Origin of the sequence: Enterobacter cloacae complex sp. Mu1197, from assembly GCF_040059225.1 — a bacterium.
In the GTDB taxonomy this organism is placed as follows: Bacteria; Pseudomonadota; Gammaproteobacteria; order Enterobacterales; family Enterobacteriaceae; genus Enterobacter; species Enterobacter quasiroggenkampii.
Genome location: NZ_CP157375.1, coordinates 4,662,997 through 4,677,571, shown reverse-complemented (window position 1 = coordinate 4,677,571; position 14,575 = coordinate 4,662,997). Strand labels below are relative to the sequence as shown.

Here is a 14,575-nt window from a genome sequence, read left to right as displayed (position 1 = left end):
CCGCCCTACGGAGTTCAGTAGGCCCGGTAAGCACAGCGCCACCGGGCAATTTCAAGGCATTACGCACTACGGCGCAGCATGCCCTGCTTTTTCAGCCACACCAGCAGGATCGAAATCGCCGCTGGAGTCACGCCCGAGATGCGGGAAGCCTGGCCGATCGATACCGGTTTGTGATCGTTCAGCTTAGCGATCACTTCGTTGGAAAGGCCCGTCACCTGGCGGTAGTCCAGCATTTCCGGCAGCAGCGTGTTTTCGTTACGCTGCTGTTTTTCGATCTCATCCTGCTGACGCGCGATGTAACCTTCGTACTTCACCTGGATCTCAACCTGCTCCGCCGCTTCAGCATCTTCCAGGCCCGGCGCGAACGCGGTCAGTTTGACCAGGTTCTCGTAGGTGACTTCAGGACGGCGCAGCAAATCTTCACCGCTGGCCTCGCGCGACAGCGGCGCGGTTAAGTGAGCGTTTACTTCAGCAGCGGTTTCCGCCTGCGGATTCACCCAGGTGGTTTTCAGACGCTGACGTTCCTGTTCAATGCGTTCCAGCTTCTCGTTGAAGCGCGCCCAGCGTTCGTCATCGACCAGGCCGAGCTCGCGGCCCATTTCGGTCAGACGCAGGTCGGCGTTATCTTCACGCAGCATCAGGCGATATTCTGCGCGAGAGGTAAACATACGGTACGGTTCTTTGGTACCCAGCGTGCAGAGATCGTCAACCAGCACGCCCAGGTACGCCTGAGAACGGCCGGGTGCCCAGCCTTCTTTCTCGGCAGAGAAGCGCGCAGCGTTCAGGCCGGCAAGCAGGCCCTGTGCAGCCGCTTCTTCGTAGCCGGTGGTGCCGTTAATCTGACCCGCGAAGAACAGACCGTGGATGAATTTGCTCTCCAGGGTCGGCTTCAGGTCACGCGGATCGAAGAAATCGTACTCAATAGCGTAGCCAGGGCGAACGATTTTTGCGTTCTCCATACCCTGCATTGAGCGAACAATTTGCATCTGCACATCGAACGGCAGGCTGGTGGAGATGCCGTTCGGGTAAATTTCGTTTGAGGTCAGCCCTTCCGGCTCCAGGAAGATCTGGTGCTGGTTGCGATCGGCGAAGCGCATCACTTTGTCTTCGATCGACGGGCAGTAGCGCGGACCGATCCCTTCGATCACGCCAGCGTACATCGGGCTGCGATCGAGGTTATTGCGGATCACATCGTGGGTTTTCTCGTTGGTATGCGTGATATAGCACGGCACCTGCTGCGGATGCTGTGCCGCATTGCCCATGAATGAGAAGACCGGCATTGGGTTGTCACCGTGCTGTTGCGCCAGCACGCTGAAATCAATGGTACGCGCATCAATACGCGGCGGCGTACCGGTTTTCAGGCGGCTAACGCGCAGCGGCAGTTCGCGCAGACGGCGAGACAAGGGAATAGACGGCGGATCGCCAGCACGACCACCGCTGTAGTTATCCAGGCCGATATGAATTTTACCGTCCAGGAATGTCCCCACGGTCAACACCACGGCTTTGGCGCGGAATTTGAGGCCCATCTGGGTCACCGCGCCTACGACGCGATCGTTCTCAACGATAAGATCTTCGACCGCCTGCTGGAAGATCATCAGGTTCGGCTGGTTCTCCAGCGCGGTACGCACCGCCTGACGATAAAGTACGCGGTCTGCCTGTGCACGGGTCGCTCGAACAGCAGGCCCTTTGCTCGCGTTTAGTATCCTAAACTGGATGCCGGCATGATCGATCGCTTTCGCCATCAGGCCGCCAAGTGCATCCACTTCTTTTACCAGGTGTCCTTTCCCAATGCCGCCAATCGCCGGATTACAGGACATTTGTCCCAGCGTGTCGATATTGTGTGTCAAAAGCAGGGTCTGCTGACCCATTCGCGCTGCGGCCATTGCGGCCTCAGTGCCTGCGTGACCCCCGCCAATGATGATGACGTCAAAAGGATCCTGATAAAACATGGTGGTCTGCCTCGCGTAAAGCGGTATGAAAATGGATTGAAGCCCGGGCCGTGGATTCTACTCAACTTTAGTCTTTCGAGAAAGCATTGGGATCCTGGGCTATTAAAAAGAAGATCTTTTTATTTAGAGATCTGTTCTATTGTGATCTCTTATTAGGATCGCGAACCCGTGTGGATAAGTCCGATCTCACAAAGAAGATCATGCAGTTAGAAAGGATCGTTTGCTGTGAATGATCGGTGATCCTGGACCGTATAAGCTGGGATCAGATCGCGACTTTATACACAGGCCAAAAACGACGCTACGGTTGTTATTTGGATAACTACGGGTTAATACGAGCTTTTACCCTGAGTTATCCACATCTGTTCGCGCGATCTTTAATCGTTTTTGAGTAAATTTTTCCATTCCGCGAGCCAGATCTCGGCTGGATCCTCCGGAATGTCATGATCGAGGATGTTGATCTTGAGTGTTTCACCCAGCTGTTTTGCTCCGCAGGAGGTCACAGCGGCTTCGACTTTCTCTATTGCCCCGCAAAAGGTGTCATATTCACGACTGCCGATCCCTACTGCGCCAAAACGGACGTTTGACAGATCGGGCTGCTGTTCCAGCAGTTCGTCATATAACGGTTGCAGGTTATCCGGCAGATCGCCCGCGCCGTGCGTGGAGGTGATCAGCAGCCAGACCCCATCAGTCGGGAGATCTTCCAGCAACGGGCCGTGCAGGGTTTCCGTGGAAAAGCCCGCCTCTTCCAGCTTTTCAGCCAGATGTTCCGCTACGTATTCTGCACCACCCAGGGTGCTGCCGCTGATAAGGGTAATGTCCGCCATTGATCGCTCGCCCAGATAAAGAGACGGCCATTGTACGCTGTGAACGAGCTGGGATCTACCTGTGGAAAATGTGGGAATGGATTTGCCCGATCACGGGCGGATGGTACGCATGATCGGGTTTTGCAGGGAGATCAGGGTCTCGGTGGACTGAATTTCATCGATTGTTTGGATCTTGTTGATAAGTACCTGCTGGAGCGCGTCGATGGATCGGCACATGACTTTAATAAAGATGCTGTAGTGCCCGGTGGTGTAGTACGCCTCGGTGACTTCATCCAGCGCGTTCAGTTTCGCCAGGGCGGAAGGGTAGTCTTTGGCGCTTTTAAGAATGATGCCGATGAAGCAGCAGACATCGTAACCCAGCTGCTTCGGGCTGACGTCAATGCGAGCACCGGTAATGATCCCTGCCTGCTTCATCTTCTCTACGCGAACGTGAATGGTTCCCGGGCTGACGCCAAACTGTTTCGCCAGTTCGGCGTAGGCGGTACGGGCATTGGCCATTAACGCCTCCAGAATGCCGCGGTCGAGATTGTCGATCTGATAATTTTCCATAGCTTTTTCTTATGAAGATTAATGAATCACTCTATTCTAGCGCCTTATTTTATCGAATCAAAAGTGAAGGCGGCTTTTTGTTGATGGGTTATTGAATAAGGTGCCATTTCTATTGCTTAATCAATATCAACAGGACGCAGGAGTATAAATAATGAAAACCGCTTACATCGCAAAACAACGCCAGATCAGTTTCGTAAAATCCCATTTTTCCCGCCAGCTGGAAGAGAAGCTTGGGCTGATTGAAGTCCAGGCGCCGATCCTCAGCCGCGTGGGTGACGGGACGCAGGATAACCTCTCTGGATGCGAAAAAGCGGTACAGGTGAAAGTGAAAACACTGCCAGATGCTCAGTTCGAAGTGGTTCATTCACTGGCGAAATGGAAGCGTCAGACCCTGGGACAACACGACTTCAGCGCGGGCGAAGGGCTCTACACGCACATGAAAGCCCTTCGCCCCGATGAAGACCGCCTTTCTCCGATTCATTCCGTTTATGTTGACCAGTGGGACTGGGAGCGCGTGATGGGTGATGGCGAGCGTCACGTCGGCACGCTGAAATCTACCGTTGAGGCGATCTACGCCGGGATCAAAGCAACGGAAGCGGCCGTAAGCAAAGCGTTTGGTCTGGCACCGTTCCTGCCGGAATCGATCCACTTTGTGCACAGCCAGGAATTGCTGACCCGTTTCCCGGATCTGGATGCCAAAGGCCGCGAGCGCGCAATTGCTAAAGAGCTGGGTGCGGTGTTCCTGATTGGGATCGGCGGCAAGCTGTCTGACGGTAAGCGCCATGACGTTCGTGCGCCGGATTATGATGACTGGAGCACTACCGGTGAGGGTGAATTTGCCGGTCTGAACGGCGATATTCTGGTCTGGAACCCGGTACTGGAAGACGCATTCGAGCTTTCTTCTATGGGGATCCGCGTGGATGCTGACGCGCTGAAGCGCCAGCTGGCGGTGACCGGTGATGAAGATCGTCTCAAACTGGAGTGGCACCAGGCGCTGCTGCGTGGGGAGATGCCGCAGACGATTGGCGGCGGTATCGGCCAGTCCCGTCTGACCATGCTGCTGCTTCAGCTGCCCCATATTGGTCAGGTTCAGTGTGGCGTCTGGCCGCAGCAGGTTCGCGAAAGCGTCGGCTCTCTTCTGTAATTAACGCTGCCAGCGTCTGAGCAGGCGGCTGCGCAACCCGGTATCAAAGCGCCAGATATGATCGAAGATGCGCATGATGCCGGGTTTTCCATGGGCGGACATCGCCACCGCATGAAAACGGTGCTGATGCACACGCTGTAATTCCTTCACTTTATTTATCACGTCATCCGGCAGCCGCTGGGCGATAAAATCGGAAATCACCACCGCGTCAGCGTCGTACCAGTCGCCGCCCTGCATCCGCTCAACGATGCTGCGAAAACAGCTGGCCAGATCGGTGCCGCCGCGAAAACGCTGACTCAGGAAGCGGATTGCCTGCTCGATCCCCTGCTGGTTCGTCAGCTCATAGCCTACGACTTCGCTGGAGAACAGCATGATGAAGCAGCGACGGCGATCGGCGAGCGCCACGCGCATCAGCGCCAGACAGAACGCTTTTGCACACTGCTCGTTAAACCCACCCATGGAGCCGGATGTATCCACGCAAACGATGAAGGGTCCGCGCGGCTGTTCATCAAAATCCTGATGAACGACCGGCCGCTGGCTGATTTTCTCACGCCAGGCTTCGCCGTGCAGCCGGTAGGTGAGGAGCTGTTTTTCCACCAGCCGACGGTAAAACTCATACTCCAGCTCGGTCATCCCCAGCGTGCTCAGCTCCGTGGGCAGCAGACGCAGAATATCATCGCTCTGCTGGAGCCCGTCGACCTGCTCCGGAACGGTGGCCGGTTCTCGCACCAGGGTGCGGAAGGTTTCCATCGGGGCGTCTTTCTTTGGAACTGACTTCGCTTCCCTTGAGCGACCCAGCTGTTCTGCAAGCTTCATCAATTCGGGCTGCTGCGTCAGAAAATCGCCGTATTTGACGATCAGCTGATAGTCCCCGCGCCGGAGCTGGCCGGCGCTCATATCCCAGAGACGCCCTGCCGCGTTCTCATTTTCCACCAGCACCTGCTCAAGCTGGCCGCTTAAGGTCATGCGTTCCTGAACTTCACTGAGCAGCTGTTCGCGCTCTTCATCCAGCAGCTGCTGGTTTAGCGTCGTGGCCTGCACCACCAGGCTGAGACGCCAGCGCTGTAAAAAGAGGGTGTGCAGTGCGGGAGTGAACGTGGCGTTGTCCGTGACTAGCCCCCGGGCCTGGCTGGCAAACGGGGAGTGGACCTTGTCGAGCAACGTCAGGGTTTGCGGAAGCTGGACGATAAACTGCGGCGTTGAGAGCCGCTCGCACTGCTGATAGCAGGCCACCTCTTCCGTTAACTCAGGCGGAACTTCGGTCTCCCTGAAGCGCTGACGCAAATTTTCGCGCCAGCGTGGAAGATCGTCCGTCATCGCCTTTTTGAGCTTCGGAAATTTTTCAAAAAAGGCGGCCAGCTGCGGCGAAGCCAGAAGGGTTATGACCACTTCTTCGATCAACCCTTCCTCGCTGACGGCCAGCATGACGTTAAGCGTATCCAGAGTTAGCATTGACGCGCCTGTTTAATCTGCGCGCTGACGTCCTGCAGGCTGGCTTCAATGCGACCTAACCAGTCGCTATGAATAAAGAGGCATTTTTGCTGCTCGCTAAAGCGGGTGTGCTGCTGGTGCCATTCGGTATCCAGCGCGTCCAGCTGCTGCTTAATCTCTTCGGGAACGCTGTCAGAGGCGGTTCCCGGAAGCGCGAGACGCGAGCCCTGCAGGCTGACGTCGCGGATCACCAGGTGCTGGCTGCTGTCGACTTCCATATTCAGCGGCTGCGCGAAACCGATGCCGTTGAGCTTTCCGCGGATCTCTCCGCCCTTATCCAGCCACTGCGCCAGCGCCTCGCGCTCAATCGTCACGTGCACCACCTGCATATCATGCAACTTGAGCGGCTGCTGGAGCAGCAGGGTCAGCGTCGGGCTGGTGAGTTCGGCGGGTAATTCATAGTGCGGTTTGCGGGCGAACATCCCCCCCAGGCGATTCACTTTCAGCGCGGTTTTATCACTTTGCTGCTGCTGAAGCTGGATGCGCCGCTGGGCAATCGCCCCCAGCTGGTTGAGCATTGCCTGCTGTCCCCACGCGTGTCCGGTCATCAAAACGTCAAGCTGCTGCTGCATCAGATTCATGCCTTCCGCGTCGTGCCAGAGGCAATCTTTCAGCAGGATCAGATCGATGGGGGCAACAGCATCGCGGCCGCTAAACAGGGCGCTGGCCTGAAGGAGGCGGATCGCTTTTTTCCAGCGGCGATCGGAGACATAGGGCGCAGAAGGAAGGTGATCAAGCTGCTGACGCAGCAGATAGATCAGCTCGAATACCGCGTCCGGCAATGTGATTTTGCCAATATCCTGCTGCCACTGGTAATACTCTTCATCCGTCACCTGCAGCGAAGCAGATACCGGGTTTTCACTTTCATCCTGCTGGCTGATCAGCATGGAGCGGAAGTTAGACTTATCCTGTACTTTGTCCAGCCACAGGCGGATGAGCATACGGTCATACAGCGCTTCCAGGCTGCTGTCGGCTTCGGGCAGTTCGTTTGAGGCGGCCACCAGCAGGCGCATCGGGATTTTCTCTTCACTGGCGCCGTTACGGAACCGACGTTCGTTTATCGCCGTGAGCAGGGTGTTCAGAATGGCCGGTCCCGCTTTCCAGATCTCATCAAGAAAGACAATTTCTGCCTCAGGCAGATACCCCGCCGTCAAACGCTCGTAGCGCCCTTCATCTTTCAGCGCCTGAATGGAAAGGGGGCCAAACACCTCTTCTGGGGTGGAAAAGCGGGTCATCAGGTATTCAAACGCGCGTGCGTTCTGAAAAGCAAACTTAAGCCTGCGGGCAATCAGGCTTTTGGCGATGCCCGGTGGCCCAAGCAGAAACACGCTTTCACCGCTCAGCGCCGCCAGCAAACAGAGGCGAATGGCGTGGCTACGCTCGAAAAGGCCTTTTTCCAGCGCGCTGCTGAGGCGGGAAATTCTTTCTGCTAATAAATGTGAGTGAGCCATAATAGTTTTGCATCCTTTCGCCGTCGTGGCGGCCAATTGAAGCGAGTATAGACGTTTCAGTCAGGGCTGGTAATAGACTGAAGTGCGGCGCAATTTTCTTTGCGCTACATTAATGCGGTTGCATTTAGGGGTACGATTTTGCATTGAATCGTGCATACTGTGCGCTTTTTGTGGGCCAAGGGACCAGGAACACATTTGTTATTCAAACGAAAAGACTAGTCTATGAGCACTGATAATAAGCAATCATTACCCGCAATAACGCTTGCGGCGATCGGGGTTGTCTACGGTGATATTGGCACCAGCCCGCTTTATACGCTTCGTGAATGTCTGTCCGGCCAGTTTGGCTTTGGTGTTGAGCGCGATGCCGTATTTGGCTTCCTGTCCCTCATCTTCTGGCTGCTGATCCTGGTGGTTTCTGTTAAATATCTCTCCTTCGTTATGCGCGCTGATAACGCGGGCGAAGGCGGTATCCTGACCCTGATGTCCCTTGCTGGGCGCAACACCTCTGCCAGAATGACCTCCGTGCTGGTGATTATCGGCCTGATTGGCGGCAGCTTCTTCTATGGCGAGGTGGTTATCACGCCCGCGATTTCGGTCCTCTCGGCGATAGAGGGGCTGGAGATCATTGCGCCGCAGCTTGATACGTGGGTGGTCCCGCTGGCGATAATCGTGCTGACGCTGCTGTTTGTGATCCAGAAGCACGGTACCGGGCTGGTGGGTAAACTGTTTGCACCAATTATGCTGGCCTGGTTCCTGATCCTGGCCGCGCTTGGCTTGCGCAGCATTATTGCTAACCCGGAAGTGCTGCATGCGCTGAACCCCTACTGGGCCGTGCATTTCTTCCTCGAATACAAAGTGGTTTCCTTCGTTGCGCTGGGGGCGGTCGTGCTCTCCATTACCGGCGTTGAAGCGCTGTATGCTGACATGGGTCACTTCGGGAAACTGCCTATCCGCGTGGCCTGGTTTATTGTGGTGCTGCCGTCGCTGGTGCTGAACTACTTTGGCCAGGGCGCGCTGTTGCTCAAAAATCCGGAAGCGATAAAGAACCCGTTCTTCCTGCTGGCGCCTGACTGGGCGCTGGTGCCGATGCTGATCCTGGCGACGCTGGCGACCGTCATTGCCTCTCAGGCGGTGATTTCCGGCGTGTTTTCTCTGACGCGCCAGGCCGTGCGTCTGGGGTATCTCTCGCCGATGCGCATCATCCATACTTCAGAGATGGAGTCGGGCCAGATCTACATCCCGTTCGTTAACTGGCTGCTCTATTTCGCTGTTGTGATTGTTATCGTCAGCTTCGAGCATTCCAGCAACCTGGCGGCGGCGTACGGTATTGCAGTAACCGGTACGATGGTGCTGACATCGCTTCTCTCCACTACGGTGGCGTACCGAAACTGGCACTGGAATAAATTCCTCGTGGCGATGATTCTGGTGGGCTTCCTGTGTATTGACGTGCCGCTGTTCTCCGCGAACCTCGACAAGATTGTCTCCGGCGGCTGGCTGCCACTGACGCTGGGCCTGGTGATGTTCATCGTCATGACCACCTGGAAAAGCGAGCGTTTCCGCCTGCTGCGGCGCATGCATGAGCACGGGAATTCTCTGGAGGCGATGATCGCTTCGCTGGAGAAATCTCCGCCGGTCCGCGTGCCGGGCACTGCGGTGTACATGTCTCGCGCCCTGAACGTCATCCCGTTCGCGCTGATGCATAACCTCAAGCACAACAAAGTGCTGCACGAGCGCGTGATCCTGCTGACGCTGCGCACCGAAGATGCGCCTTACGTTCATAACGTGCGTCGCGTGCAAATCGAGCAGCTCTCCCCGACATTCTGGCGCGTGGTGGCGAGCTACGGCTGGCGTGAAACGCCAAACGTGGAAGAGGTGTTCCACCGCTGCGGTCTGGAAGGGCTGAGCTGCCGGATGATGGAGACGTCGTTCTTTATGTCTCACGAGTCGCTGATCATCGGCAAGCGCCCGTGGTATTTGCGCCTGCGCGGCAAGCTGTACCTGATCCTGCAGCGTAACGCCCTGCGCGCGCCTGACCAGTTTGAGATCCCGCCTAACCGCGTGATAGAGCTGGGTACGCAGGTCGAGATTTAAGTCCTTTCGAAAATGCCGGGTGGCGCTGCGCTTACCCGGCCTACCAAACCCATAGGCCCGTGCAAGCGAAGCGCCGGCGGGCAATTTCTCCCATCAATATTTCACTTAGCGAAACGTTTCGACGTCGATCACAAATCTGTTACGTCATGGTGGTTTTCTGAACATTTCTGAGGCTACACTTCTTTTAGCGAAACGTTTCGCTAGTGGAGCAAGAAAATGAAGAAAGGCACTGTACTCAACTCAGAAATCTCATCGGTTATTTCCCGTCTTGGGCATACCGATACGCTGGTGGTTTGCGATGCAGGCTTACCGGTTCCGCGCAGCACAACCCGTATCGATATGGCGTTAACGCAGGGCGTACCTTCGTTTATGCAGGTACTGGACGTGGTGACCGCGGAGATGCAGGTTGAGGCGGCCATTCTCGCGGCGGAAATCAAACAACATAATCCGCAACTCCACGAAACGTTGCTCAGCCATCTTGAGCAGCTGCAACAACACCAGGGAAACACCATCGAAATTCGTTACACAACGCACGAACAATTCAAACAACAAACCGCAGACAGTCAGGCGGTGATTCGCAGCGGGGAGTGTTCCCCGTATGCGAATATCATTCTCTGTGCTGGCGTCACCTTCTGAGGCCGTCATGGACGCATTACTGCAACTCAAAGGGATCGATAAGTCGTTCCCGGGCGTAAAAGCCCTCTCCGGCGCGGCGCTGAACGTCTACCCCGGGCGCGTAATGGCGCTGGTGGGTGAAAACGGCGCCGGCAAATCCACCATGATGAAAGTGCTGACCGGTATCTATCAACGCGATGCCGGTTCGCTCCTCTGGCTGGGTAAAGAGACCACCTTTAACGGCCCGAAATCCTCTCAGGAAGCGGGCATCGGCATTATTCACCAGGAGTTGAACCTGATCCCACAGCTCACCATTGCGGAGAACATCTTCCTCGGCCGTGAGTTCGTGAACCGCTTCGGCAAGATCGACTGGAAAACCATGTATTCCGAAGCCGACAAGCTGCTGGCGAAACTGAACCTGCGCTTTAAGAGCGACCGTCTGGTCGGCGATCTCTCCATCGGCGATCAGCAGATGGTGGAAATCGCGAAGGTGCTGAGCTTTGAGTCGAAGGTCATCATTATGGATGAACCGACCGACGCCCTGACCGATACCGAAACCGAATCCCTGTTCCGCGTTATCCGCGAGCTGAAATCGCAGGGGCGCGGGATTGTCTATATTTCTCACCGCATGAAAGAGATCTTTGAAATCTGCGATGACGTTACCGTTTTCCGCGACGGGCAGTTTATTGCCGAGCGCGAAGTGGCCACGCTGACCGAAGATACGCTCATCGAAATGATGGTGGGACGTAAGCTGGAAGATCAGTACCCGCATCTGGATAAAGCGCCGGGTGAGATCCGCCTGAAGGTGGACAACCTCTGCGGTCCGGGTGTGAACGACGTCACCTTTACCCTGCGCCAGGGCGAGATCCTGGGCGTGGCGGGCCTGATGGGCGCGGGACGTACCGAGCTGATGAAAGTGTTGTACGGCGCACTGCCGCGCACCAGCGGTTATGTCACCCTCGACGGCCATGAAGTGGTCACCCGCTCCCCGCAGGATGGTCTGGCGAACGGCATCGTCTATATCTCCGAAGACCGCAAACGCGACGGCTTAGTGCTGGGCATGTCGGTAAAAGAGAACATGTCCCTCACCGCGCTGCGCTATTTCAGCCACAGCGGCGGCAGCCTGAAGCATAAAGATGAACAGCAGGCGGTCAGCGATTTCATCCGTCTCTTTAACGTTAAAACCCCGTCGATGGAGCAGGCGATTGGCCTGTTGTCCGGCGGGAATCAGCAGAAAGTGGCGATTGCGCGCGGGCTGATGACGCGCCCGAAAGTGTTGATCCTCGACGAGCCAACCCGCGGCGTGGACGTGGGCGCGAAGAAAGAGATCTATCAGCTGATTAACCAGTTCAAGGCCGACGGTCTGAGCATCATTCTGGTCTCTTCCGAGATGCCAGAAGTATTAGGCATGAGCGATCGTATTATCGTCATGCATGAAGGGCATCTCGGCGGTGAATTCACTCGCGAGCAGGCCACCCAGGAAGTTCTGATGGCTGCCGCTGTGGGCAAGCTTAATCGCGTGAATCAGGAGTAAGAAGATGACAACCCAGGCTGTTTCTGGTCGCCGCTATTTCACAAAGGCGTGGCTGATGGAGCAAAAATCGCTGATTGCCCTGCTGGTGCTGATCGCAATTGTGTCGACCATGAGCCCGAATTTCTTCACCGTAAATAACCTGTTCAACATTCTGCAGCAGACGTCGGTGAACGCCATTATGGCGGTCGGCATGACGCTGGTGATTTTGACCTCAGGGATCGATCTGTCCGTCGGTTCCCTGCTGGCCCTCACCGGCGCGATCGCCGCTTCGCTTGTCGGGATTGAAGTTAACGCGCTGGTGGCCGTGGCCGCGGCCCTGGCGGCAGGCGCGGCGATTGGTGCCGTCACCGGCGTGATTGTGGCAAAAGGCCGCGTTCAGGCGTTCATCGCGACGCTGGTGATGATGCTGCTGCTGCGCGGGGTGACCATGGTTTATACCAACGGCAGCCCGGTTAATACCGGCTTCACCGATAACGCCGATCTGTTTGGCTGGTTCGGTATCGGTCGCCCGCTGGGCGTCCCGACCCCGGTCTGGATCATGGCTATCGTCTTCCTGGCGGCGTGGTACATGCTGCACCATACCCGTCTGGGCCGTTACATCTATGCGCTGGGCGGTAACGAAGCGGCAACGCGCCTGTCCGGGATTAGCGTTAATAAAGTTAAAGTCATCGTGTACTCCCTGTGTGGTCTGCTGGCGTCACTGGCGGGCATCATCGAAGTGGCGCGCCTCTCTTCCGCGCAGCCGACGGCGGGTACGGGGTATGAGCTGGATGCTATTGCAGCAGTGGTTCTGGGCGGTACGAGTCTGGCGGGCGGTAAAGGTCGCATTGTTGGGACATTGATCGGCGCACTGATTCTCGGTTTCCTGAATAATGGTTTGAATTTGTTAGGTGTTTCCTCCTATTACCAGATGATCGTTAAGGCAGTGGTGATTTTGCTGGCGGTACTGGTAGACAACAAAAAACAGTAACTGACGACACTACAGGACATCTTAGATATGAACATGAAAAAACTGGCTACCCTGGTTTCCGCTGTCGCGCTGAGCGCAACCGTAAGTGCTAACGCCATGGCGAAAGATACCATCGCGCTGGTTGTCTCTACGCTGAACAACCCGTTCTTCGTCTCCCTGAAGGACGGTGCGCAGAAAGAAGCGGATAAACTGGGCTACAACCTGGTGGTCCTGGATTCACAGAACAACCCGGCGAAAGAGCTGGCTAACGTTCAGGACTTAACCGTTCGTGGCACCAAGATTCTGCTGATCAACCCAACCGATTCTGATGCCGTAGGCAACGCCGTGAAGATGGCAAACCAGGCGAAAATTCCGGTGATCACCCTGGACCGTCAGGCAACCAAAGGCGACGTGGTGAGCCATATCGCGTCTGACAACGTGCTGGGCGGCAAAATCGCGGGTGACTACATTGCGAAGAAAGCCGGCGAAGGCGCGAAAGTTATCGAACTGCAGGGGATTGCCGGTACGTCTGCCGCCCGCGAGCGTGGCGAAGGCTTCCAGCAGGCGGTTGCAGCGCATAAATTCAACGTACTGGCCAGCCAGCCTGCGGACTTCGACCGTACTAAAGGTCTGAACGTCATGCAGAACCTGCTGACCGCACATCCTGACGTACAGGCGGTCTTCGCGCAGAACGACGAAATGGCGCTGGGCGCGCTGCGTGCCCTGCAGACTGCAGGTAAATCTGATGTGATGGTTGTCGGATTTGACGGCACGCCGGATGGTGAAAAAGCAGTAAACGATGGCAAACTGGCTGCGACCATCGCTCAGCTGCCTGAGCAGATTGGCGCCACTGGCGTTGAAACAGCCGACAAAGTGCTGAAGGGCGAAAAAGTTCAGGCTAAATACCCTGTTGACCTGAAACTGGTTATCAAGCAGTAAAAGGCGAATCAGGTCGTCACTGGCGGCCTGAGGGACACCAATAAAGAAAAGTGTGGCATACGCCACCGGGTAACACCGGTGGCGCTCTCAGATGGACAACCCAACCATGAAAACCGCAGGTAACCTCGTCGTCCTTGGCAGTATCAATGCCGATCACATTCTTAACCTTGAATCGTTCCCTGCACCGGGCGAAACCGTCACGGGTAGCCAGTATCAGGTCGCTTTTGGCGGTAAAGGGGCAAACCAGGCCGTTGCCGCTGGCCGCAGCGGAGCGAATATTGCGTTTATCGCCTGCACGGGTGATGACGATACCGGCGAGCGCGTACGCAAGCAGCTGGCGAGCGACAACATCGATATCGCACCGGTCAGCGTTGTCGCGGGAGAGTCTACCGGCGTGGCGCTGATTTTCGTTAACGCTGAAGGTGAGAATGTCATCGGTATTCATGCTGGCGCTAACGCAGCGCTAACAACGGAGCGCGTAGAAGCGCAACGTGCAATCATTGGCGGGGCCGAGGCCCTGCTGATGCAGCTGGAGTCACCGGTTGAAAGCGTGCTGGCCGCGGCCAGGATTGCGCATGAAAATCATACCACTGTCGTACTTAATCCGGCCCCTGCCCGTGTATTATCAGACGAGCTGCTGGCGCTGGTGGACATCATCACGCCGAACGAAACCGAAGCCGAAAAGCTGACGGGCATTCGCGTTGAAAACGATGACGATGCCGCGCGAGCCGCGCGTGCGTTGCACGACAAAGGCATCGGAACGGTGATCATCACCCTGGGCAGCCGTGGGGTATGGGCAAGCGTAAACGGTGAAGGCCGTCGCGTGCCGGGCTTTAAGGTGAAGGCGATTGATACCATTGCAGCGGGAGACACCTTCAATGGTGCACTGGTGACCGCGCTGCTGGAAGGCAAGAGTATGGATGATGCGATCCGCTTCGCGCATGCGGCTGCCGCGATTGCGGTGACGCGCAAGGGCGCTCAGCCTTCCGTTCCGTGGCGTAAAGAGATCGATGAATTCTTAAGTCAGCAGGGGTAACGC

At 56.3% G+C, this 14,575-nt stretch carries 12 protein-coding genes; 7 read left to right on the top strand and 5 right to left on the bottom strand.

Translation table 11 applies throughout. The features are described 5' to 3' along the window. Positions 1–59 precede the first annotated feature (59 nt). The 3 genes from mnmG to asnC all read right to left on the bottom strand — a co-directional run bounded on the left by mnmG (position 60) and on the right by asnC (position 3,322). Positions 60–1,949 carry a tRNA uridine-5-carboxymethylaminomethyl(34) synthesis enzyme MnmG gene (gene mnmG / locus ABFV38_RS22020; protein WP_014072433.1) on the bottom strand — a complete coding sequence of 630 codons (1,890 nt, stop codon included), beginning with the start codon at positions 1,947–1,949 and terminating at the stop codon, positions 60–62. Positions 1,950–2,323: 374 nt separating this feature from the next. Next, positions 2,324–2,773, bottom strand: a complete 450-nt coding sequence (mioC, locus tag ABFV38_RS22015) for an FMN-binding protein MioC (RefSeq protein WP_008500197.1) — start codon at positions 2,771–2,773, stop codon at positions 2,324–2,326. Positions 2,774–2,863: 90 nt separating this feature from the next. Continuing rightward, complete coding sequence (asnC, locus tag ABFV38_RS22010) at positions 2,864–3,322, bottom strand: transcriptional regulator AsnC (RefSeq protein ID WP_008500198.1); 459 nt, start codon at positions 3,320–3,322, stop codon at positions 2,864–2,866. 151 nt (positions 3,323–3,473) lie between these two features. Between asnC and asnA the strand changes: the two genes are divergently transcribed. Continuing rightward, on the top strand, positions 3,474–4,466 hold the full coding sequence (gene asnA / locus ABFV38_RS22005; protein ID WP_045909354.1) for an aspartate--ammonia ligase: 993 nt from the start codon (positions 3,474–3,476) through the stop codon (positions 4,464–4,466). Here asnA and viaA read toward each other — a convergent pair whose 3' ends face one another. Together viaA and ravA are read right to left on the bottom strand one after the other, a co-directional pair. After that, positions 4,467–5,918, bottom strand: coding sequence for an ATPase RavA stimulator ViaA (viaA, locus tag ABFV38_RS22000; RefSeq protein WP_348958093.1), 1,452 nt, complete (start codon positions 5,916–5,918; stop codon positions 4,467–4,469). Beyond that, positions 5,912–7,408, bottom strand: coding sequence for an ATPase RavA (gene ravA / locus ABFV38_RS21995; protein ID WP_032675673.1), 1,497 nt, complete (start codon positions 7,406–7,408; stop codon positions 5,912–5,914). The genes viaA and ravA overlap by 7 nt, the downstream gene beginning before the upstream one ends. A 222-nt stretch (positions 7,409–7,630) precedes the next feature. Between ravA and kup the strand changes: the two genes are divergently transcribed. From kup to rbsK, 6 genes are all read left to right on the top strand, one after another. Then, a complete protein-coding gene (gene kup / locus ABFV38_RS21990) occupies positions 7,631–9,499 on the top strand; it encodes a low affinity potassium transporter Kup (protein WP_008500202.1) in 1,869 nt (622 codons plus the stop codon). A 216-nt stretch (positions 9,500–9,715) separates the two neighbouring features. Then, positions 9,716–10,135: a D-ribose pyranase gene (gene rbsD / locus ABFV38_RS21985; RefSeq protein WP_008503495.1), complete on the top strand. Its 420-nt coding sequence runs from the start codon at positions 9,716–9,718 to the stop codon at positions 10,133–10,135. A 7-nt stretch (positions 10,136–10,142) separates the two neighbouring features. Then, positions 10,143–11,648, top strand: a complete 1,506-nt coding sequence (rbsA, locus tag ABFV38_RS21980) for a ribose ABC transporter ATP-binding protein RbsA (protein ID WP_111967614.1) — start codon at positions 10,143–10,145, stop codon at positions 11,646–11,648. Between the two features lie 4 nt (positions 11,649–11,652). Continuing rightward, positions 11,653–12,618 carry a ribose ABC transporter permease gene (gene rbsC, locus ABFV38_RS21975; protein ID WP_021242657.1) on the top strand — a complete coding sequence of 322 codons (966 nt, stop codon included), beginning with the start codon at positions 11,653–11,655 and terminating at the stop codon, positions 12,616–12,618. Positions 12,619–12,645: 27 nt separating this feature from the next. After that, positions 12,646–13,536: a ribose ABC transporter substrate-binding protein RbsB gene (rbsB, locus tag ABFV38_RS21970; RefSeq protein ID WP_008503498.1), complete on the top strand. Its 891-nt coding sequence runs from the start codon at positions 12,646–12,648 to the stop codon at positions 13,534–13,536. Positions 13,537–13,642: 106 nt separating this feature from the next. Continuing rightward, entirely contained in the window at positions 13,643–14,572 is a 930-nt protein-coding gene (rbsK, locus tag ABFV38_RS21965) for a ribokinase (protein ID WP_348959445.1), read from the top strand. Positions 14,573–14,575 lie beyond the last annotated feature (3 nt).